The 20,389-nt window shown below is 62.2% G+C and carries 17 protein-coding genes and 2 pseudogenes; 5 read left to right on the top strand and 14 right to left on the bottom strand.

Annotation, left to right across the window (positions count from 1 at the left end; genetic code table 11):
* Window positions 1–103: 103 nt before the first annotated feature.
* The 5 genes and pseudogenes from ACNUDN_RS29920 to ACNUDN_RS29900 all read right to left on the bottom strand — a co-directional run bounded on the left by ACNUDN_RS29920 (window position 104) and on the right by ACNUDN_RS29900 (window position 4,138).
* Window positions 104–917: pseudogene (locus tag ACNUDN_RS29920) on the bottom strand (IS701 family transposase).
* Window positions 918–1,506: 589 nt separating this feature from the next.
* A complete protein-coding gene (locus ACNUDN_RS29915) occupies window positions 1,507–2,229 on the bottom strand; it encodes a Csf3-related protein (protein WP_419125449.1) in 723 nt (240 codons plus the stop codon).
* 9 nt (window positions 2,230–2,238) lie between these two features.
* A complete protein-coding gene (locus ACNUDN_RS29910) occupies window positions 2,239–3,096 on the bottom strand; it encodes an RAMP superfamily CRISPR-associated protein (RefSeq protein WP_419125448.1) in 858 nt (285 codons plus the stop codon).
* Window positions 3,093–3,551, bottom strand: coding sequence for a hypothetical protein (locus ACNUDN_RS29905; protein WP_419125447.1), 459 nt, complete (start codon window positions 3,549–3,551; stop codon window positions 3,093–3,095). Before ACNUDN_RS29905 ends, ACNUDN_RS29910 begins: the two co-directional genes overlap by 4 nt.
* A gap of 56 nt (window positions 3,552–3,607) precedes the next feature.
* Complete coding sequence (locus ACNUDN_RS29900) at window positions 3,608–4,138, bottom strand: hypothetical protein (RefSeq protein WP_419125446.1); 531 nt, start codon at window positions 4,136–4,138, stop codon at window positions 3,608–3,610.
* 327 nt (window positions 4,139–4,465) lie between these two features.
* Here ACNUDN_RS29900 and ACNUDN_RS29895 point away from each other — a divergent pair, with 327 nt between their 5' ends.
* The 4 genes from ACNUDN_RS29895 (at window position 4,466) to ACNUDN_RS29880 (ending at window position 8,555) form a co-directional block, all read left to right on the top strand.
* A complete protein-coding gene (locus ACNUDN_RS29895) occupies window positions 4,466–5,353 on the top strand; it encodes a hypothetical protein (protein ID WP_419125445.1) in 888 nt (295 codons plus the stop codon).
* Window positions 5,350–5,781, top strand: coding sequence for a hypothetical protein (locus tag ACNUDN_RS29890; protein WP_419125444.1), 432 nt, complete (start codon window positions 5,350–5,352; stop codon window positions 5,779–5,781). Before ACNUDN_RS29895 ends, ACNUDN_RS29890 begins: the two co-directional genes overlap by 4 nt.
* A complete protein-coding gene (locus ACNUDN_RS29885) occupies window positions 5,778–6,614 on the top strand; it encodes a phosphoadenosine phosphosulfate reductase family protein (protein ID WP_419125443.1) in 837 nt (278 codons plus the stop codon). Before ACNUDN_RS29890 ends, ACNUDN_RS29885 begins: the two co-directional genes overlap by 4 nt.
* Before the next feature lie 345 nt (window positions 6,615–6,959).
* A complete protein-coding gene (locus tag ACNUDN_RS29880) occupies window positions 6,960–8,555 on the top strand; it encodes an integrase (protein WP_419125442.1) in 1,596 nt (531 codons plus the stop codon).
* A 453-nt stretch (window positions 8,556–9,008) separates the two neighbouring features.
* Here the strand turns inward: ACNUDN_RS29880 and ACNUDN_RS29875 are convergent, their stop codons facing one another.
* The 4 genes from ACNUDN_RS29875 to ACNUDN_RS29860 form a co-directional block, all read right to left on the bottom strand.
* Window positions 9,009–10,289, bottom strand: coding sequence for a hypothetical protein (locus ACNUDN_RS29875; protein WP_419125441.1), 1,281 nt, complete (start codon window positions 10,287–10,289; stop codon window positions 9,009–9,011).
* A complete protein-coding gene (locus tag ACNUDN_RS29870) occupies window positions 10,286–11,401 on the bottom strand; it encodes a hypothetical protein (protein WP_419125440.1) in 1,116 nt (371 codons plus the stop codon). The genes ACNUDN_RS29875 and ACNUDN_RS29870 overlap by 4 nt, the downstream gene beginning before the upstream one ends.
* Window positions 11,402–11,479: 78 nt before the next feature.
* Window positions 11,480–12,708, bottom strand: a protein-coding gene (locus ACNUDN_RS29865; protein WP_419120833.1) for an IS3 family transposase whose coding sequence is annotated in 2 segments (ribosomal slippage) — window positions 11,480–12,396 and window positions 12,396–12,708 — 1,230 coding nt in all. Because the reading frame shifts where the segments join, the coding sequence is not laid out codon by codon here.
* Window positions 12,709–13,566: 858 nt separating this feature from the next.
* Window positions 13,567–15,120 carry an APC family permease gene (locus ACNUDN_RS29860; protein ID WP_431961359.1) on the bottom strand — a complete coding sequence of 518 codons (1,554 nt, stop codon included), beginning with the start codon at window positions 15,118–15,120 and terminating at the stop codon, window positions 13,567–13,569.
* A gap of 312 nt (window positions 15,121–15,432) precedes the next feature.
* Here ACNUDN_RS29860 and ACNUDN_RS29855 point away from each other — a divergent pair.
* A protein-coding gene (locus tag ACNUDN_RS29855) for an IS3 family transposase (RefSeq protein ID WP_419120833.1) occupies window positions 15,433–16,661 on the top strand; the annotation gives its coding sequence in 2 pieces (ribosomal slippage) (window positions 15,433–15,745 and window positions 15,745–16,661; 1,230 coding nt in all).
* Window positions 16,662–16,701: 40 nt separating this feature from the next.
* Here ACNUDN_RS29855 and ACNUDN_RS29850 read toward each other — a convergent pair.
* From ACNUDN_RS29850 to ACNUDN_RS29830, 5 genes and pseudogenes are all read right to left on the bottom strand, one after another.
* Complete coding sequence (locus tag ACNUDN_RS29850; protein ID WP_419125439.1) at window positions 16,702–16,938, bottom strand: transposase; 237 nt, start codon at window positions 16,936–16,938, stop codon at window positions 16,702–16,704.
* Between the two features lie 177 nt (window positions 16,939–17,115).
* Window positions 17,116–18,480 carry a glutamine synthetase family protein gene (locus ACNUDN_RS29845; RefSeq protein ID WP_419125438.1) on the bottom strand — a complete coding sequence of 455 codons (1,365 nt, stop codon included), beginning with the start codon at window positions 18,478–18,480 and terminating at the stop codon, window positions 17,116–17,118.
* Between the two features lie 226 nt (window positions 18,481–18,706).
* Window positions 18,707–18,955, bottom strand: coding sequence for an aldehyde dehydrogenase family protein (locus tag ACNUDN_RS29840; RefSeq protein ID WP_431961356.1), 249 nt, complete (start codon window positions 18,953–18,955; stop codon window positions 18,707–18,709).
* Between the two features lie 222 nt (window positions 18,956–19,177).
* Window positions 19,178–19,588, bottom strand: a complete 411-nt coding sequence (locus ACNUDN_RS29835) for a transposase (RefSeq protein WP_419125436.1) — start codon at window positions 19,586–19,588, stop codon at window positions 19,178–19,180.
* Window positions 19,589–19,648: 60 nt separating this feature from the next.
* Window positions 19,649–20,368: pseudogene (locus ACNUDN_RS29830) on the bottom strand (transposase); the annotation flags it as partial.
* Window positions 20,369–20,389 lie beyond the last annotated feature (21 nt).

Here is a 20,389-nt window from a genome sequence, read left to right as displayed (position 1 = left end):
CTAGTAGTACTTTGTTAGGTTGGGAAGGTGTGGTGGCATAGTGGGCAGGTGCCGATCCAAACAGCCAGTGCGCGTTGGAGTTTGCGCAGGATGCCGTAGAGGGTCAGCCCTGCCCATCCGCTTTTGGGTGGGTCAGCCGCAGTGTGGTGAGGAAGAGGTGGGCGGCGGTGACGAGGGTGGCGTGGTGGTGCCAGCCGAGCCAGGATCGTCCTTCGAAGTGGTCGAGGCCGAGAGCGGTTTTGAGTTCGCGGTAGTCGTGTTCGATGCGCCAGCGGATCTTGGCCAGGCGCACGAGGTCGGTCAGTGGTGTGTCGGGGCTCAGGGTGGAGATCCAGTAGTCGGTGGGTTCGGCTGGCCATCTGCCATTTGGGACGATGCCTCTCGCCCTCGGGGATCGCCGAGCGGGCACGGCGGGACGCGGCCGCGGCCGCCGCGTCGGGGTCGGTGGCGGCGTCCGGGTCCCAGCTGGGCGGCACATACAGTCGCCAGTTCAGCGGTGCCGAGGCCGCATCGGAGGCGGCGTGCACGCTGACCGCGACCTGACAGTTGCCGACTTTGCCCAGCGTGCCCGAGTACTGTCGGGCCACGCACGGCGAGCCGGCCCCGTCCTTGCCGAACCCGGTGTCGTCGATCACCCACGCCTCCGGGCCGATCACAGCACACGCTTTGCGCGACAACGTGTTGCGGACCGGTTCCACGCTCCACGGCGAACTGGTCACGAACTGCTGCAACTGTTGATGGTCCACCTGCAGGCGCGCGGCCATGGGCTGCATCGATTTACGGTGTCCATCGAGCATCAGCCCGCGCGCATACAACCCCGCCTTGGCTCGCTGATCATCACGCTTGAGCGACGAGAACACCTCACCGACAAAAGAATCCAACTGCTCACCGACACCGGCCAGTTCCCTTGCATCCACCACTACAAGCTCTCGAGAATCGAGACAAAACTCGAGCCGACACGCCACAACAACCTAACAAAGTACTACTAGTGACAGGGATCGTCATCCACGCTCCGTAACGGACGCTGTCCACGTGGCCCACCTATAGCCGTTGCTTCGGCGGGGCGCTGCTCGAAACCCTGTCCCTCCCCAGGGTCTCGCTACCCAGTGCCCCGCCGAAGCAACACCTCTGACCACCCCGAAGTAGCACCACCACTTGAACGGCGTGGCCGTCGCCGGCCGCAACGCAGAATGAGGCGGGAATCCCTTCACCGGTCCCTGAGGCGAACTCGCACAGACGACCTTCCTGTACATGTTCGGAGGCACAGTGTTCGGCAGAGCCCTACGCAGGATGCGCCGGCGTTGGCGGCGAATCGTGGCGATTACTGTGACGGTAGCCGCCTTGTCAGGCGGTGGCCTCACGGCCGCCTCGGCTACTGCCACCGGGGCGGACAGTCGAGGCTTCGGGGAGCTGGTCGGCATTCTCACCAACCTGCTGACGACCCTCCTTCTGTGGTGAATGCCGAACGCGAGTGCCAGCAGACGGGGAGCCGGTTGGCGGCCGCAGTCAGCGTGCGGGCTCGAACGTTTCGCATCGACTCGCAGGGTTGAGGTAGGGCGGTCGCAGCGCACCGATGCCGCGGGGCCCCGCAACGGTACTCCGGCTCTGCAAGCAGCGCGGCGGGGTGGTGCGCCCCAGAACACCGGGTTCGTGTTCGTGGCCGGCCTGCCACACCTCGACGTCGGGGGCTTCGGCCACTTCCCAGCGGGTGACGCGACCTTCGCCAACGCCGGTGTGCTTGCCGATCGCCGGCAGGTCAGAAAGGAGCTCCTCGACGCGCTCGGGATCGCCCACGGCACGCCACGTGAGGTGGGTAGCGGGGTGAGCCATGACCGGTATGACGCGATTTTGGTAGCGACCGCGGACGTCGGAGACTACCTGTGAACCGATCACGGGCGCTAGGTGCTGGAGGCGGTTCCGATCGGTTCGTGATGCCCGCCAGCGGATATCGGGTTCGGTGACGGCTTGAGTGTGGGGGTGCAGGTCAGCGAAAGTGGCCATCCAGTGCCAATCGCTGTCGCGCGCCGGGTCACCGCAGGTTGCCAGGGGCAGCGGTAGCACCGCCGGCGGCGCGTCGCGCTGATAGGTCAGATACTCACCGGCGGCGCGTGCAGCCCATTTGCGGCGATGCCACACCACTGAGGCCAGCAGGCCGTCTAGCGCGATACCCCAGGGGCGGGACAGCACGATGCCGTGCGGTGTGGTGGCGGTAACCGTCAGCGGAATCATCGGTGGTGCTCAGGTGATTTCGCAGAGTGCAGCGATGGCCTCGTCGCGGCGTGCGCGCAACTCAGACTGCCAGTCAGGTAGGGCAGGTGGGAGTTGGGCATGCAGCGATGCGGTTATCTGGCCGTATCCGGCGGCGCGGCGTCCGCCGAGGTGGCCTCTGGCGGCGAAGACGTCCAGGACATCACGGAGGAAGGAGATGTGGGTTTCGGTGGCGTTGTTGATCCGGACGTAGGCTTGCAGCCGCATGCCGGCCGGCAGGACCTCAACGCTGATCCGGTTAAGGGGACTGTCGTCGCTGTGGGGATCGGACGCCGGCGGAAGGGCTAGGGACGGCCGGTAATCGGCCAAGTGTGTGAACGACTCTTCTGATAGCGCTCTGACCGAGGACAGCGGCGCTTCTGGGAGAATGCCTGGGCGGTAGAGGATGTGGGCTAGCTCAGCGACTTCAGGCAGGACTTTGGACACCGTCAGCAGCCCCGACATGAGTCGGCCCGAACCGGCACCTCCAAACACAGCGATTAGCGGTATGAGTGCCTTGAGGTGGCGTTCACCTTCGTCGGTAATCGGGGCCTTGGATTTTGCGAGGCGGCCGCCGTTGGTGAGTAGGTGGGCCGCTGGAACTGGTAGCGAGACGTCCTCGTAGCCGAGAGCTGCTGCGGTGAGTTCCTCGCCGATGCGGCGTAGGATTCCGCGGAAACTGCTGCCCGACACGATCGGTACCGAGGTGACCTGTCCGTCTGCGGCGACAATTTTTTCGCGGCGGAAAAGCGTGAAGTTCGATTTGTGTGAGTCGGAGTAATCTGCGCGGTGCACGATCGAAGAGCGGGCCAGGATATCGATATCCCAGGTGATGCTGGTCAGGGTCAACTTTGAGATGCCTTCCGGTGCTCAGAAACGGCTTCGGTGATGATGCGCACCCGAAGCAGCAAGGCGGGGAGGCTGGTCTGCAACGCGTTGAGGACGGGTAGTGCCGGCTCACGGAGCAGAGCGGCCAGCTCAAGGCGACGTTGGGGCTGGCCGGGATTGGATATGTCGAGCAGTCGTGTTATCGCCGACCACCATTCATCGAGTGTTGCGCACTGGTAGGCGGCGCGGCGGACACGGCTAGGTAGAAGGTCATCCCAGTAGGTCTTGCGGCGCTTGGGCTCGGCGATCCAGCTGGTGTTCCAATCGATGCTGTAGTGCAGCAATAGCAACAAGCGTTCAGCGGTGTCAGCCGCTGAGTCAGCAGGCGTCGCAGAGCCCTTCAGGCCTAGGGAGCACAGTTCGGGCACGAGCGCCTGCCAGCTCTGGGTGGGAGTAAGTGGATCTGCTGACGCCATGGTCCTCACGCTAGTGATGAAGCGTCTCATCGATGTCGGGCCAGCGGCGTGTCTCTTTAGGGCTGGTTGCTCAGCGCCTTCGTGGCGATCCACAGCGCCGGGATAGCCCGCCATGTCTGCAACGACTCCCACGCCGAGAGCACGCGGGGCCAGAGCCGGGGCGGCTGTGCGGTGATCAGGGGCGCCGGGGGTGCGGGTGCGGTCAATTGTGTCCAGGTAGCGCCGATGGTTGCGCGCAGCCACACCTGGTCGGCGAGCCGATGTGCAGCAACGGCGTCCCACGCGATGACAAGCCGATCAGTACTCAGATGGCCCCACCGCATATTCGGCAGGACGTGGCGCAATCGCCGGTGCCGGCCCGGCATCATCGCGGCTTCGGTCGTCTGCAGCGGACCTGCGCTCAGAACTGCTCCCAGACCAGCGGCGTCGACGAACTCGGTCGTGGCGGTGGTGGTGATGAAAAGTGCGGGCTGAGTGGGCAGATGATGCGAATAGGACCATGCGCAGGGCACACACAACCGGCGGGACCCGAATGGCCACGTGTCGAAATCGGCGAACCTTTCGGAAATGATCCGAGAGCTGGTCACTGTGGGCCCGCTCTCGCCGCAGCGGCCGCAGATGCCAATTATCGGGGCGGGGGCGTTTACCGAGGGCCGGCCGGCTGCGACCCATGCGGCGGCAGCGGGATCAGAAAGCACGTCGACAGACTACGGACAGCGGTGGCGCCGCGGCTGCTATCGTGGCGGGCACGAAACACATGCATGGGTTGGGTGATGGTGTCGCCTGGGGCGGGCCGCGGGAGCAGCTGGCAACAGCAAGCTTTCAAGGCCCGCCTCCCTCGTTTCTCAACACCACGGAAGCGCCGCAACTCGTAGACTGCCTGAAGAACCAGCAACAGGAGTCACGCAAACTGTATGGGCGCTAAGACAGCAAGACCGAACCGGGAACCGACCGTCGTCGACGTCGAGGGCGGCGTTATCTCGGCGCGGGATATCAAGGTAGCCCGTGAAGTTGTCGAATCCGCGATGGACGACCGCGACTTCCTGAGGTTGGCAAACCGGATCATTGACGAAGCCCGTGACAGCGATACATCGCTGACGCGCGCAACACGTGATCGCGATCGGGCCACACCGCGCGATGTCAGCCATGTCGACTCCCCGCGGCTTCGAACGCAGCCGCCGGCTACGTCGCAGTTTCGTCGTCCATTGACCGGCAGGCAACGCAAGATCCGTTCCGCCACGAAGAACAGAGTGCTTGATACAGCTCCCGCGTCGCAACGAAAAGCGGCTCGCGACATGCTGGTACAGGAAGATCCAGCGCAATGGCGGCGCATCAACGGCGCGCTGCACTACGCCGCAGGCGATGTGCACCAGCTCGACGAAAAGGATCGAGCGCAGGTGCAGCGCCTGGACCGGCTGATCCAAAGCTATGAACGCGAGAACGACCGCACCCACACGGTGTACGTGTCAGTGAAGCTGCCCGATACACACCCCAGCGTGAGGGGTCCCTTGGACTTGCCGTCGACCCTGCAGCCTGGAGCGAAGGTAGCGTTCGATCAGTTCACCATCGCCCGGCACAGCATGCATGAAACCCACGGACACGACAGCGACCGCCACGTCGTTCTCGAAGTAACCACCAGCCGCGGAATGTATTTCGGCCATTCCGACACCGTGGAAGACACCACACACATCTTGCCTCGCGGCATGAATCTACGTGTGCACACAGTTGGCCAAGCTCTGTACCACATCGACGGCGGTCACGGCACCCGACTGGTCGCGCAACTCAGTGAGGAGACTTCGTGAACAGAAGCGAATGGACAGTCCACCCGAACCGATCTGAGCCAGGGGACGACGAGCCGGGCCGCAACGGACACTTCCGTCCGGTGAGCCAGCCCACGGCGCCCACCGCCGCGGAGGCGGCGACGATGTGCTTGGCTCGCGTCGAGTTGCCGACCGAACTGTCCCATCACGGCAGCCCTGACGGATCTCTGACCTTCAGCGGCTACGACTGGCATTTCGTCGTCGGTGTCGCGTACACATTCGCCCGACTTCACACCGAGGTCGACGTGCCGCCCCCCTTCGGCTACCAGGACAAAGGCAAGTGGTGGTGGTGGGACGGCACGACCACGGACGAATCGATCCTGGAAGGGCCGGACGCCGAGGCGTATGTGCAGGAGTTCCTCGAACAGCTCTTCCCCGATATGAACCTCGTGCTGACTGACGGCCGGTGAACACCGCCCCCGGCCTGGACATCACCGCGTTACGCGCGATCGCGTCGCGCCGGCGCGGGTCGATCGGCTACCAACACCTGCTTGACCGCATTGCTGAACACCTCGACACTCACGATGGAATCGTGGCGTGGTCAGGCGGTAAAGACTCCACGGTCGTGGTCGACCTCGCCCGTCAAGTCGATCCCAACGTTCCCGTTGTGTTCTACGACTCTGGACTGCAGTTCCCCGAGACACTGCGCTACCTCGACGAACTGTCGACGCAGTGGCGCCTGAACTTCGAAGTCATCAAGGCTGAGCCAGACCTGCTGACCGTGATGGTGGCCCTCGGTGGCTTCGACCACCACGCCCCGGACCGCCGACTCGGCGTCGAGCTGGCTGAGATCATGATCACCGGACCCGCTGCGCGCGCACACGACCAGCACGGCCGAGGGTCGCTGTGGGGTGTGCGGGCGCAGGAATCGTCAGGCCGCGCAGCGCTGTACCGACAGCAACTCGGCGCGCAAAGCCTTGCCCGGCAGAAGGATTCACGGGAAGCTGTCCGAAACAGTGCTGGAGGTGTGGTGCAGCGCAAGGACGGCACCGTGACGTACGGACCGATCTGGGATTGGCAGACCCGGCAGGTCTTCGAGTATCTCGCCGGCCGTGGCATCGAACCCAACCCTCTGTACCGCAAGCTCTCGGCGCTCGGGGTTCCGGAGCGCCAGATCCGGGTCGACTCGATCATCGACGCATCCAAACTGTCCAACGGACACATCGCATGGCTGCAGAAAGGGTGGCCCGACATCTACTCGCGACTGGCGACAGTACTGCCACGACTGCCGGAATGGACCTGATCTGATCAATCGTTGCTACGTTGTAGGTTCTCAAGTTTGACTGCACTTTCTCAAGTTCGGCTGCACTAGGACTGCACTTGTGCGGCGAACTTGAGACACGCCCGACGGTACGTGCGGGGCCTGCCCATCTTCGTACTTCCCGCTGTCTGCTCCTCGACTTGCGGCGTCCGCCCCGGCGCACCCCGTGGTAATGTAAACGTGCTGGCTTACCCCCAGCTTATGAACTAACCAGGGGCGGATTGCCCCCTAAGGGGCGTGACCTACGGGTCACGCCCCTTTTCATACTGCGAGAGGCACGAGATGACCGCACCTGGTCTGGATCCGGCTTCTCCGTACAGTCGACACTTGGCCGCCCGTTTCCTTGACTTCACCAGTCCCAAGACGCCTTGGGCGCGCAGACTATGGGATCTCGGTTCTTTTTTGGCGCTGGAGGAACTCTACGACGCCGGCGTATGGCTGGACCGGCAGGTGCTTAGCCCGCCGGCCGTCAAGTGGCTCCAGCATGACCTGCAAATACAACTCGGCCAAGACGCCGCCTTCGGCACGAAAGAACTCCGCCAGCAGCTAACCGTCTGCGTAAAATCCGACCTGACAATCCGCTCCGACGGCCGACGGCGACTTCGCCAGATCATTGACCTCACCCGGACTGGATACCTCGAACGGTGGGCAGCCGAAGCCGCCCGGACAGAGCCACCGCGAGCCGAGCGCGTCGCCAGGGCAGCCGCAACACACTTGCTGGACTCAGGTCACAGCCTTACCGGACTGCATCGGTGGCTAACTGACCGATCAACGCTGTCGGCCGTCGACCTACTCACTGAAGCAGCATCACTGGCAGGATTGAGCCCAAAGCAGTTTCGCGTATGGGTTCCGGTCATCGGTCTTCCAAAACCTGAGCGTCTGGCCGACCCTCTACCCAATTTCACGCGACAGTCTGACCTCGATCCGGATACGGCCGTCCAGCTGCAGGAAAGCAGCGTCAGACCGCTGCTCGGAGCCTTCAGCTACGACATCGAAGCACGCGATGCGGAGCGGGCAGTGGAGGTAGTGCTCGAAGTCGTGGAACGGATGCGTGCCCGCGCCCGATTCGCCGGCGTAGCTGGACAGGTCGTGGTTGCCAGAGCGGCATACGTAGCGACCGAGAGACGTTTTATCGAACTGCGCACGCCAGATCGTGGCGCCCAAATAATGTCGCTCGTGAGCGAAGGCCAACTCTTCGACGTTAACCCCGCCAAAACCTATGCAGCGCAACGCCACGCGATCGACGATGCTCTTGAATTGGCCGCCCCACTCAACACAGGAGCTCTCGCACCGGGAATTTCAGGATCCTGGGCAGCACTGGAAGCGCTATTGACTGATGCAAAGGACAGCGACGAAGAGGAGGGCAAGGTCGCCGCCGCGGTACGAGCGGCCCGCCTCGCGGCATGCTCGTGGCCAAGGGCCGAGCTGACCGCGCTTTCATACCAGGTTGATGAACGCACCGCGACTGGCAAGGAACTTGCGAGCAGGTTGCAGGGAGTGGGGACCAACCGCGATCGCTCTGAAATCGTCGCAGCACAGTTGCGCCGAGACAACGGTCTGCCACTGCGTCGATCCTGGAGGTTCCAAAGCGACATCGCCGCCATAGCTCGGATGAACGGTCTCCTTGCTGATCCAGCGAAGGCTCTGAAACAGGTCAGCGGCTACGTCGAAGCATCCCTCCGTCGAATGTACCGGTGCCGCAACGTTATTGTGCATGGAGGTTCCACACGAGGCGACGTGCTGGACTCAACTCTGAGGGTGGTCGCACCGCTAGTGGGAGCGACACTCGACCGACTGACTCACGCCCATCTTGTACTTGGCATTGAACCGCTCCAGCTCGCGACCCGCGCCGATCTAGCGATCTCAATGGCGTCCGATCAAGAGATGGGATTCGACGTCGTGGACCTGCTCGGAGGTTCGTAGTACGTATCATTTGCCGGTGGATGAGTAGGCGAGGCGTTGAAGGTAATGAGCCGGTGGGCACCTCGCGCCCGAGGGATCCCGAACCCGCAGAATCAGGCCAGGAGTGTCCGGCGCGAGCGACCAAGCGCTCTACCGGTTCTGCGTAGGAAGTGCGGCACTTCGTGAGAAACCGCCGGTGCAGCTGCCGTGAGACAAGTCGAATAACCCCACGTCAGAGCGGCGGCTACGTGCAGCTCAACATGAGAACCTACATACTACGTGTAGGTTCTCAAGTTTGACTGCACTTTCTCACGTTTGATCGCACCACCGCTGCACTTGTGGAGCCGACGTGAGACACGCCGTGTTTCCTGCACGCAGCGAGGCCGTTGAGGTGAGGTCCTCGGGAGGTATCTCTCCACGCCGGTGGACAGCCGTGTCGTGGAGGCCGGCCCTGTGTGACAGGGATAGGTGGTGTCAGACCTCGCCGTCGCTCAGAGGCATTTGCGAGTCTCCAAATAGATCGGCGATAGCGATCGCTTCGGGCATTGTCCAAGTTGATGCCTCGTCAGCAAGGATCTGCAACCACGAGGGCGCTTCAGCGGTTGCGCGGTGAGCGGCATCTGTCCGTACTTTCAGCGCCAAGATCCCTGTCCGAACGAGCACGGGAACGTTGAGATGTCTCACTGCCAGGATCGTTTCGCCAGCAATCGCCGCGGCCACTGTCTTCGACAGACTAGCCGCACCAGCCACGGCATGGGCGGCAAGCAACATCTCGGTGCGCTTGGCTGTGGCCGCCTCGGAAAGGCAAGGACTGCCTCCGTCGCAATAAGCTGTCAGATGTACGTGGGTGCGAATGATCAGTTCGGTTGCGAACATGCCGAGACCAGGGGTAAGTATTCCCGAGCGGAGGTTAAGTCCGTCACCTGAGTTTGTTCCTGCATAGGCATCGTGGGCGAGTTTCCGTAGATCCCGGTCTGGCATGTCGTAGAGGAGCGACCAGCCGGGGAGGGGAAGGCTCATCGGGGTGACGAAGTCTGCTGCCCAGTGCTTGAGCAGCAGGGCGGTTGCAAGATGGAGCTCTGTTGCCTGAACGAACGGCATACCAGAACGGGTCGTGGTCACGACTGCGGTGATGCGCTCACCGTTTTCCCACACGGTGCCCCTGAATGTGCCGGAGCGGATCTGGTTGAGTCCTTCGAGGAAGCGTCCGATATCGTGGCCGGCTGATCGCACTCGGTGGGCGGGTCCCCCGAACTTTGGTCCGGTGTAATCGATGGGCAGGCGCGCGGCCTCTTTCTCCCATCTGCGGAGAAAGTCGGTCTGTTTCAGCCAAGACAGGCCACCGAGAACGGCCGAATCGATCTGATGGTCGTAGAGGTTCGCGAGGGCGCCGAGAAAACCTGCGATACCGACGACAGCGAAATCGCCAGGTTCCCAGTCAATTCGCTGAGCCGACCGCCATCTTGTGAGTTGCTCGGCGGCGACGGGATCAATCATGTCGATGAGATCGGCCTCGCCCCATGCCTCAGTCGCGCGGCGCTCGCGGTTGTGCTCAGTGAGAGCGTTGTAACTGAGGCCGGTTGGCGCTTGCGACACGCGCTTCGCTGGATCATGAGCCAGCGATTGTCCGTCCAGGGCAGCCTTCGCCAGGGCCTCAATGTCGTTGAGGTCTCGCCGCAGGGCGTCAAGGTTCTCCACAAAATCAGCGTCGACCACCAGGTTCGGGTCGCCGCTCTCACGGTGATCGGCGCTCACGCTGCTTCCTCGAGGTCATCAGCGAGAGCGGCAACCCCCTCGGCAAGTTTTTCCGCCGCACCCCGTTCGTCATTGAGTTCTTCTATTTCTGCAAGGATCAGTTGAAGATCGGTGTCCTCCGGGCCGGTAACCCGCTCGATGAGCTTGTCAGTGACAGCGCGGAAACGCGCGAGGCGGTCTTCGTCCTCTAGCCGCTTCTCCCGCTCTGCATCAACCTGCGCCTGTTTCGATTCGAGCTGGACACGAAGTTGTTCGATCCGCTCACTGAGCGTCACCACAATTTTTCCCAGATTGTCGACACGTTCACGGAAGCTGACAATGACGGCCTTTGCGGCTTCTTCGTTGCCATCGACGTCACGCAAAACAAGCTGGGTGACGACGTGCAATCGTACGGCATCGGCAGCGACACAGGCGAGAGTAATTCCCGACATGCGACCACTGAGCGTTGCCGCACCTGCGCCAGCCACACCGGTGAGTCCGGTGATCAGTGCTGCGCCGCCAGCCATACCGAACCCTCCCGCGGCGATTGACCCGCCGCCGAGGGCTGCCATGCCGGCAGTTGTCGCTACTGCGCCTGAATAGCCAAGGACGAGGGAACCGTAGATTCCTGCGATTGCGGGCGCCGCGAGCCCTCCGGTCAGTAGCCCCAGGCCGAGCCCCGCACCAGCCAGGAGTGCGTACTTCGTCCATGAACCTACCGAGGACAGCTTCTTGATTGCGTCCCTGTAAGCTGTTTCCACAGCCTTGAGATCTTCGGGGTGCAGCTGGTCCAGTGCCTGATGCGCCTCAGACAGGGTTCGGGCTCGGACTCCGCTGTCCCACTTGCCATCCACCCACGGCTCGAAACCATATAAATCGATCAGGACCAGCAGCGCCCGGGACCGTTTCGCTACCACGCCTGAGACTTGCGGGCCTGCATCCTCCAACGCCTCAAGATCGGGGCCATCCCCAGGCGCCGTAATTCGACGGACTACTTCAGCAACCGGATATGACCAGTCGTCCTCAGATCGGCCCTCAATACCCCGGACTGCGGCAATACGAAAGGCATTTCGAACATCCCGCTTCGCCGCAAGGTGTTTCCCCGCCGACGCCGCGATATCGCGCTGCATCATCCGGTACTGCCATGCCGTAAGGACAAAATCCTCGTCTGCCGGGGCCTTGCCCCCGTGTAGTGGACACGGGATTTGTGGTTACGCGGCTTGTGGCAGCGTAGTGGATGTGTGGGTGTTTTCGTAGCTGGCCGGGCTGGAATAGGCGCAGCGGGAGTGCCTCCGTTTCAGGTTGTAGCGGACCAGCCAGCAGAACACTTCGCGGCGGCAGGTGGGCGCGTCGGGCCAGTTGCTGCGGTCCTGCAGGATCTCGCGTTTGAGGGAGGCGTTGAACGACTCAGCGAGTGCGTTGTCGGCACTTGACCCCACCCCGCCCATAGACTGGACGACGCCCAGATCTGCGCAGAGTTCGGCGAAATCGGTTGAGGTGTACTGACTTCCGTGATCGGAATGGAACACTGCACCGGCCAGCGAGCCGCGCAGCGCCTCGGCGGCTTTGAGTGCATCTTCGACCAGTTCGGTGCGCATATGCTCAGCGATCGCCCACCCGGCGACTCGGCCGGAGAAGCAGTCGATCACCGTCGCCAGATACAGATTCGACCCGGTCGCCAACGGTAGGTAGGTGATGTCTCCGACATACTTTTCATTCGGTGTCGCTGCGGTGAAATCCCGGCCGAGCAGGTCCGGAACCTTCTGGTTCGCCGGATCCGGCGTCGTGGTCTTCACCCGTCGTCGGCGGCGGTAGCCGGCAATCCCGGCGGTGCGCATCACCCGTGCCACCCGCTTGTGGTTGACCCGCTCCTGGTCGGGGACACCGTCGTTGAGCTCAGCGGTGATCCGCGGCGCACCATAGGTGCTATCCGCATCGTGCACAGTGCGGATACGCGCCTCGAGTGCCTCGTCCGCGGCCTGACGCGCAGCACGGCCGCCAGCGCCGGCCAACCAGGCATAAAACGAGGAACGCGCGACCTCGACGACCGCGCACAGCCACTTCACCGGATAGGCGTCGAGGTGGTCGGCGACGAACTGAAAGCGGCTCACCAGTTCGTCTCCCCGGCGAAATATTTGGCCGCCGACCGCAGAATGTCACGCTCGGTCGACAACCGAGTCTGTGTGGCACGCAGCTGCTGCACCTCGGCTCGGAGCCGGGCCAGCTCCTGATCAGGGGTTTCCGCACCCGGCGCCGGCTGTCCTGCCGGAGTCAGGTTGCGGTGCCGGATCGGCACCCCGGCCGCTTTGCACCACGCCGATAACGTCACCCCACTGATACCGAGCTCGGCGGCAATCTCGGTGACCGTCGCGCCCTCGGTATCCCGGTACAGCGCTACCGCGTCTCGTTTGAACTCTTCGGGATAATTTTTCCTTGCCATCGGTGTCGATCATCTCGCTTCCCCCGCCAATCTTGCGGGATTCAGCGTGTCCAACACCTGGGGTCAGGGCCCGACATCGGGCCACAGAACTCTAAAACTGATCGGACTCACTCAGCGGGAACACGCCAGCGGTGGCGGATTCGCAGGCGCGGATGGCATGTTCGGTGCGCTTGCTGTGTTTGACGGCGCGGCAAATGGGTCGTTGGAGAACGGGTTCGCCCCGATCGGATCGCTGCCTGGCGGTCCGCCCCTGCACCCCTGAACCATGTCTCGTTCCCTTCGTCTGACTGCGTCGCTCTCATCTCACCATTGCCGGTACCATTTGGAGCGGACCACTTCTCATAGCGGGGTGTCGGTGCCCACCGAGGCGCCCGCCGACCACGCTCCTCGTGGACGGAGACGGAGAATTGATGCCGGAAGGGCCGTCTTTACGGACTCTTCGCTGCACGCTTTGTGGCCCGGCCAGCGGTGGCGGTGGAAGCGGTGACCGCGCGGGACGAACCCCGCGCGTTTGTTGGAGTTCTTTGTGGTTGAATGGATTTGGTGGCGCGATCATGGTGGCCGGACAGCGCAGGCGGGATCGGCGCACTATACGCTGGCACTATCGTTACCGTCGTCGTTGAAGATCACTACTTCCGCGTCCTCGACGGCATCAACGAAGTGTCACTACACGCCCGGGCACAACCACAAGCCCATCCGCAACTTCAACGCCCACCGGGCCCCCGGCCTACGGTAACCATATCCCGATGACGACCGGTTGCGTATGACCTGGAACCGCACAGATCGCAGGTGGTCATCGCGAAGATTCCTTTGCTGGAGTGACTTTCGACGGTCTCGCGAAAGATCACGCGATGGCTTTCAATCATTCGGCAACGACACGCCGGAACTCGGCTCCTCCTCACCTTCGTGGACGCAACAAACGTCGATTAGCTCGTCCTCATGCATCTGTCCAATTGCCGTGTACCGGACTGGGTCTCGCTTGCGCAACCAGAGGGCATAGCCGATCGATGCTGCCGCTATCACCGCCACGTAGAGGGGGATCAACCCGACAATTACCGAATCGTCCCCCGCGAGGAATGTCAGGTTTTCGAGCAACAGAACCAGGATCACAAGCTGCCCCACAGCCCCGATGGCAGGAGCGGCCAACGTCTTTAGGTAGTCAGCTGGCGTTTGACGACCGACCCGGTTGAAGTAACCGATCACCGCTACTGAGACCAGCAGCTGGACTACGATCACGGCGAGCGTGCAAAAGATCGCCAACCAGGTCCCGAGTTCGAGCAGGGGATCAGCGCCGGCTGCGGCGAAAAGGGCGATCACAACAATGACGATTACGGCCTGCACCGCAGCCGCAATGTAGGGCGACTTGTGAATAGGGTGCGTCCGCCCAAGGACGCGGGGCAGAACCCCGTCACGCCCCAACGAGTATTGGTACCGTGCAGCGTTATTGTGCCACGCAAATACGCATGCGAAAAACCCTGACACAACCAAGAAGTCCATGACTACTCGCACGGCGTGCCATGTGTAGAGATCGGCAATCACAAAAAAGTAGTCTCCGACCAAAACTCCGGCCTGCTCTGGCGCGTCGGTGCCGAATCCGATGACCGCGGTATACGCCGCGAACGTGTAGAAGACGCCCAGCGTTATCACGGCGATATAAGTAGCCTTAGGCACGCTTCGCTTCGGATCCTTCGTTTCTTCGCCATAGATGGCAGTCGTTTCAAATCCAATCCACGACCAAAACGCGAGGAAGAACCCGATTCCCACTGCAGGGGCTGCAACCCACTCTGCCGGATTAAACGCCGCTGGCATCTGTCCCGTTGCGCCGCCCTTACCGATCGTAAATACACACACCAAGACAACAATCAGCACCTCGAGAACCAAGAGGACCGCCAGAATCCGAGCAGTCAGCGTAACTTTGAAGTACGAGATGGCAAACATGACGAGCATTGCGGTGATAGCGCACCAGTACCAGGCGACCTTGATGCCGAAGTAGTTGATCAGCAACGCGGAGGTGAAGTATCCGAACCCTCCCGAGATAGCGGCGGCGATCATGCTGTATGCCGAAAGGATAAGGAGTCCGGCGGCGAGACCTAGCGGTCTTCCGAGACCCTGTGTCGTGAAAGTATAGAACGCGCCGGCTGACGTAATGCGTTTCGCCATCTGTGCAAAACCCACTGCGAAGACCAACAGAATCACGGTAGTCACCGCATAGGTCAGGGGTGTGGCGATGCCGGCTCCGCTTGAGATTGAAATCGGGATGTACGTCGAAACCACGACCAGGGGAGCCGCCGTGGCCGTCACCATAAGCGCGATGTGGAGGAAGTTGATCGAACTTCGTAGTAGGTTAGTCGAAGTCGACGAACCTGACTTCGCAACTGCAACAGGGGAACTCGGTATCATGCGCACCTTCACGTGGAATAGGCCAGCAGACGGTCGGCTGGAGTCAACAGAAGACTGGAGGTGACGTTAGCCTTGGCTGCAACCGCCGGACATGTGCGTGACGCATATATTCAGTTTTTAGAGTGTGCAGGTGGCAATTGAGAATTTTTGAAGCCCGGTCCGAAGCGAGTAAGCCAAATCAACAGAGTTGACGACGCCTCTCTTCGTTAATTCCGGCGAATGGCATTCCTTCGATTGGTGGATCCGGAGGAGGGGCCCTGACCCCAGGTGTTGGACACGCTGAATCCCGCAAGATTGGCGGGGGAAGCGAGATGATCGACACCGATGGCAAGGAAAAATTATCCCGAAGAGTTCAAACGAGACGCGGTAGCGCTGTACCGGGATACCGAGGGCGCGACGGTCACCGAGATTGCCGCCGAGCTCGGTATCAGTGGGGTGACGTTATCGGCGTGGTGCAAAGCGGCCGGGGTGCCGATCCGGCACCGCAACCTGACTCCGGCAGGACAGCCGGCGCCGGGTGCGGAAACCCCTGATCAGGAGCTGGCCCGGCTCCGAGCCGAGGTGCAGCAGCTGCGTGCCACACAGACTCGGTTGTCGACCGAGCGTGACATTCTGCGGTCGGCGGCCAAATATTTCGCCGGGGAGACGAACTGGTGAGCCGCTTTCAGTTCGTCGCCGACCACCTCGACGCCTATCCGGTGAAGTGGCTGTGCGCGGTCGTCGAGGTCGCGCGTTCCTCGTTTTATGCCTGGTTGGCCGGCGCTGGCGGCCGTGCTGCGCGTCAGGCCGCGGACGAGGCACTCGAGGCGCGTATCCGCACTGTGCACGATGCGGATAGCACCTATGGTGCGCCGCGGATCACCGCTGAGCTCAACGACGGTGTCCCCGACCAGGAGCGGGTCAACCACAAGCGGGTGGCACGGGTGATGCGCACCGCCGGGATTGCCGGCTACCGCCGCCGACGACGGGTGAAGACCACGACGCCGGATCCGGCGAACCAGAAGGTTCCGGACCTGCTCGGCCGGGATTTCACCGCAGCGACACCGAATGAAAAGTATGTCGGAGACATCACCTACCTACCGTTGGCGACCGGGTCGAATCTGTATCTGGCGACGGTGATCGACTGCTTCTCCGGCCGAGTCGCCGGGTGGGCGATCGCTGAGCATATGCGCACCGAACTGGTCGAAGATGCACTCAAAGCCGCCGAGGCGCTGCGCGGCTCGCTGGCCGGTGCAGTGTTCCATTCCGATCACGGAAGTCAGTACACCTCAACCGATTTCGCCGAACTCTGCGCAGATCTGGGCGTCGTCCAGTCTATGGGCGGGGTGGGGTCAAGTGCCGACAACGCACTCGCTGAGTCGTTCAACGCCTCCCTCAAACGCGAGATCCTGCAGGACCGCAGCAACTGGCCCGACGCGCCCACCTGCCGCCGCGAAGTGTTCTGCTGGCTGGTCCGCTACAACCTGAAACGGAGGCACTCCCGCTGCGCCTATTCCAGCCCGGCCAGCTACGAAAACACCCACACATCCACTACGCTGCCACAAGCCGCGTAACCACAAATCCCGTGTCCACTACACGGGGGCAAGGCCCAATTCAGACGCGCGACACTAGCCGCTTCAGTCGGGCGTTCTGCTCGCGCAGCTCTTTGAGTTCCTTGGCGACGTCGGTGTCCATCCCGCCATAGGCGCGCCGCCAGTTGTACAGCGTCGCCACCGAGACACTCAGCTCCGCGGCGATCTCCTCGCCGGTCTTGCCTGCCGCGGTCAGCTCGTCCGCGCGACCCAGTTTGCGCACGATGTCCTCCGCGGAATGCCGCTTCCGACCAGCCATACGTTTCATCGCCCGTTCTCGGCCCGACATCGGGCCACAGGACTCTAAAACTGATCGGACTCACTCAGCGGGAACACGCCAGCGGTGGCGGATTCGCAGGCGCCACCCAGACATTCCCACCCGAGATACCCGACGCTCAGCGAGAACCCTCACCCACCTCGGCTCCAAGAACACTGGTCAGAGGTAGCGCCGCAACTCCCAATCAGTGACCGCCAGCCGGTGCTGCTCGGACTCCCAAAACCGAGTCTCGGCGTAGTAGTCGACAAATTCGTCACCGAGCCAGTCTCGAGCAATTGCGCTGTTGGAAAGCAACATCGTAGATGTCTGAAGGTCGTTCGGGACTCGCCCTACAACAGGATCCTGATACGCGTCGCCCACTGTCTCGGGCGGCGGGGACGCGTTGCACTCGATCCCATGACCGACGCCAGCCAGAGCAGCGGCCAACGCGATGTACGGGTTTATGTCCGCTCCGGGCGTCCTAGTCTCGAAACGACTTCCGGACCGCCCAGCCTGGATGAGGCGGACCGCACACGTACGGTTCTCGATCCCCCAAGCAACGGTATCTCCGGCGAGACCGTAGGGCGTCTGGTAGCGGCGATATGAGTTCACCGTCGGCGCGTAGAAGGCCGTGAACTCCGGTAGTGTCGACAGGAAACCAGCGATGGCGTGAAATGTCGTCTCCGAGAACTCGCCGTCACTGTCAACCATCATCGGCTCCCCCGCTTCATCACGAAGACTGATATGGATATGTCCGCTCGATCCGAACCCACTCCGCGACAACTTGGCGATGAATGAGGCTGTCATCCCTTCCCGAGCCAAGAGTTCGGAGACAAACTGCTTGTAGAGGAACGCATGGTCGGCAGCGGCCAGCGCGTCCGCATAGCGGATCGTGATCTCGCTTTGTCCCGGTGCAGCTTCCGGGTGGGCGGTCTCCACTGGAATTCCTGCTTGTTCCATCATCCGCCTGACGATTCCGAGCAATGCCTCATCTTCAGCCCCCCTGCCATAGCTGTAGGACGGCCCGACGCTGAGGGGGGCAAGTTCGGACGGATGGGCGCGAACTTCCTCAGGGTTGCCGCGGAAGATAAAGAACTCGTACTCGCAGCCTGCCACTGCCTGAAGTCCCATTTCCTCCAGACGCCGGATCACCCGCTTGAGAACTCCTCGCGGCGAAATCGCGACCTCATCGCCATCGCGGTGGTAGAAGTCGCCAAGGACTAAAGCTGTACGCGGATCCCACGGCAGCACGCGCAACAGGTCCCAGTCAGGTCTGACATATACATCGGGCAGGCCCAGAGACTCCGTCGGAAAGTAACCGCGGTATCCGGGCCGCGGGCTCATCATGGCGTCCTGCAGATCGGCAGCGAACACATAGTCGCTGAAGGCAATCTCCACGTTCTCCCGCGAGAATAAGTCCAAAGAAAACCGCTTCGCCCGGAAAAGGCCGTTGACGTCGGCAGCGCCGATCACGAGAGTGTCGACACCGGACGATTGCAACTGAGAAAGCCGGTCTGCGACTGATACTGCTGTCAGCATGGTCATCAAATAATCCTTATGCTCTGTTCACTTAGTCTGCTATCCCACCGACGCCAGCCCGCGCTGCGACTGGCGTCGGTTTGCCAATGCCAACCACACGTTCAAAAATGCAAACACCGGCCGACGGCAACTGTTCTTATCTTCATGAATTGGCCGCTACCTCGGAATAAGCCTCCAAAAATTCATAGTGCAGCCGCGTTTATACAAGTACCGAATAGACCTCTGGCTACCACTAAAGATCCCCGAGATACACCACATCGCCACCAACATTTAGAGATTCCAGGTTCGCAAGGTCCTCGAGGTTCGCTGCGACGGTGTCTGCAGTAGCTCTCAATGCCTCGCCACGTGCCGAGAGCAGCAGATTAACCCACTTACGTTGCGCCACCGCTGAGCGTTGAACAGCCGCGTCGACATCAGCAACGTCGAACTCGTCGATAGCCTCCTCAGTGGCCGGGTTTATGATGGTGTTCACAGTAGACATACAGGTCCTTGTCCTATGCGGCGCGCCCATCTCGGATATCACCAGGGGGCACCGGTCGCCCCACCTAACAGTGTGATGAGCCATCGCAGTGCCGCAAAGTGCGCGAAGCACTCTAAACATCTCGCCACCGTGCACCGTGCACAGTGCACATATGTGCACTCTCATCGGTTCAAGTCCAGGGACGTGGTATTCGGTCGTCGTGTGATTCTTAGGGTTGACGGTTCAGGCGGTGAGCGCCTCTGGGGTGACCTTCGGTTCTGTCGGTGAATTCTGGACGGCTCGTGATTTGCTGAGGGCGTCGAGGCCGAGGGAGCGCCGGGATTCGGCCCGTTCGTCGTGTTGTTCGGCCAGGACGGCTCCGGCGAGGCGGATCAGGGCGCCTCGGTCGGGGAAGATGCCGACCAGTTTGTCCATCCGCGGCGTCGACACTCCGAGCAGGTAGCCACCACCGTGGTCAGGGCCCGCTCGGGCGCACATGCGGTGCTCCACTAGCCAGTCCGGAAAGTACGAACCGTGGCGCAGTTTCGGGATTGCCGCATCCAACGTGCCTGCCCGCGTGTTGAATTCACGGCGACGGTAACCGTTGCGGTGGTTGGTTCGATCCCCGCTGCGCTCGCCGTAGCCGGCCCGCATAATGCATCGGCTTCAGCACCCATCAGGGTGTCAATGAACATCGAGAGCAGCTCGCGCAGCCGAGCGTCGCAACTGTTCGGGCAGCGTGCTCATGGCTGCGGCAAGGGCGTTCTTCATCGCAGTCGCCCCATAGCCTGCGAGGGCAGGGCCATTCTTGACGCTGTGTCCGTGTCGGTAACCTCTTCGCGGGGAAAGTGAATCAGCAGCGTGAAGCGGGTCTTCGTTCCACCAAGTTGCGCCGATCGCCGAGCGTTCCAATCCGATCAGGAGGTCTCCTTCCAAGTGGCCGGGGACGGCGCGGTCGTCCAACTCAGCGGGCCGCTCGCTGAGGAGGACTTCGGGTGTGACGTGGGCCCACGCCGTGCGCTTTGACCTGGCCCGCGGCGGCCGTAGCGCACGACCAGTACGAAGGCACAGGATGAGTTCGAGCTTGAGCGCACCTCGGCGCTGGATGTAGAGCACCCGTGCGATCTCCGCGGTGCGGCTTGGTGTGTCCGGTCCATTGCTCCGTTTCTGGGCCCAAGTACCGTTGTGCCGTCGCTCCGGCTGATCCGGCCGCTCAGCCTGTCCTGGACATACTTACGCACCCGAGGATTGGCGACTAGCTTCGCGGACTTCGGACGCTGGGCGACCAGGTCGCCTTCCACTGCGCAACCGAGGCACGGTAGTCGAGCTTGCCGCACCGCGTGGCAGCATTGCGGCGGAGCTCCCGCGATGTCTCGATGAGGCACGACCCAAATCACGTGCGATCTGCCTGACACCTGTGAGGTGAGCCCCCTGTAGTGGTCCAGTCGTTGTCGA

Origin of the sequence: Mycobacterium sp. smrl_JER01 (assembly GCF_048513595.2) — a bacterium.
Taxonomy (GTDB): domain Bacteria; phylum Actinomycetota; class Actinomycetes; order Mycobacteriales; family Mycobacteriaceae; genus Mycobacterium.
Note: the sequence above shows the minus strand (reverse complement) of the source record. Positions and strands in the feature narration are given on the sequence as shown.

Bases quoted from the DNA above. Each gene is read 5' to 3' on its own strand.
- ACNUDN_RS29915 (WP_419125449.1), bottom strand. From the start codon at position 2,229: ATGATTCCGCTGACGGTTACCGCCACCACACCGCACGGCATCGTGCTG.
- ACNUDN_RS29905 (WP_419125447.1), bottom strand. From the start codon at position 3,551: ATGGCGTCAGCAGATCCACTTACTCCCACCCAGAGCTGGCAGGCGCTC.
- ACNUDN_RS29895 (WP_419125445.1), top strand. From the start codon at position 4,466: ATGGGCGCTAAGACAGCAAGACCGAACCGGGAACCGACCGTCGTCGAC.
- ACNUDN_RS29870 (WP_419125440.1), bottom strand. From the start codon at position 11,401: ATGATGCAGCGCGATATCGCGGCGTCGGCGGGGAAACACCTTGCGGCG.
- ACNUDN_RS29850 (WP_419125439.1), bottom strand. From the start codon at position 16,938: ATGGCTGGTCGGAAGCGGCATTCCGCGGAGGACATCGTGCGCAAACTG.
- ACNUDN_RS29845 (WP_419125438.1), bottom strand. From the start codon at position 18,480: ATGACCATGCTGACAGCAGTATCAGTCGCAGACCGGCTTTCTCAGTTG.
- ACNUDN_RS29840 (WP_431961356.1), bottom strand. From the start codon at position 18,955: ATGTCTACTGTGAACACCATCATAAACCCGGCCACTGAGGAGGCTATC.
- ACNUDN_RS29835 (WP_419125436.1), bottom strand. From the start codon at position 19,588: ATGCGGGCCGGCTACGGCGAGCGCAGCGGGGATCGAACCAACCACCGC.